General features: G+C 38.6%; 1 protein-coding gene. It reads right to left on the bottom strand.

Annotation, left to right across the window (positions count from 1 at the left end):
* Positions 1 to 348 (bottom strand): class I SAM-dependent methyltransferase (locus tag ETC00_RS20085; protein ID WP_216369615.1); only part of this gene is annotated, 348 nt, incomplete at its 3' end.
* Between the last annotated feature and the right edge of the window lie 66 nt (positions 349 to 414).

Below are 414 nucleotides of genomic sequence, written 5' to 3'. Positions count from 1 at the left end.
TTCTGATACTTGCCTGTAAACTTCTTCGCCATACAGCCCCGCATGTTCATCTCCCCCCCAGGTATCAACGGCAAAGCAGCATGTTTCTAAATCTAGTTTAGAGACTGCTTGGCAAAATGAGAAATAAGAACTTCCATAATGAGTTCCCAGCTCAACAATATTTCTTGGCCGCAGTGTGTCAACTAACCAGAAAGCAAAATGAATGTGTTCTAGCCAAGCAGATTGTGCAAGGTATGTAGGACACCAAAAAAGAGATGGTTTGAAAATGAAATTCAATTCCCTGCCAATATCAGTGATGGGATATAACTCACGATTCTCTACTAACTGACTAATTTTTTGACTATCCATTGAGGAAAACTCACATGTATTTATAGAATTAAATCAAGAAACCTGAAAATACCTATAGTGCGGTAA

It is taken from the genome of Brevibacillus sp. MCWH (assembly GCF_013096935.1).
GTDB lineage: Bacteria > Bacillota > Bacilli > Brevibacillales > Brevibacillaceae > Brevibacillus > Brevibacillus aydinogluensis.
The sequence above is the reverse complement of the archived record's forward strand: the minus strand, read 5'-3'. Positions and strand labels throughout refer to the sequence as shown.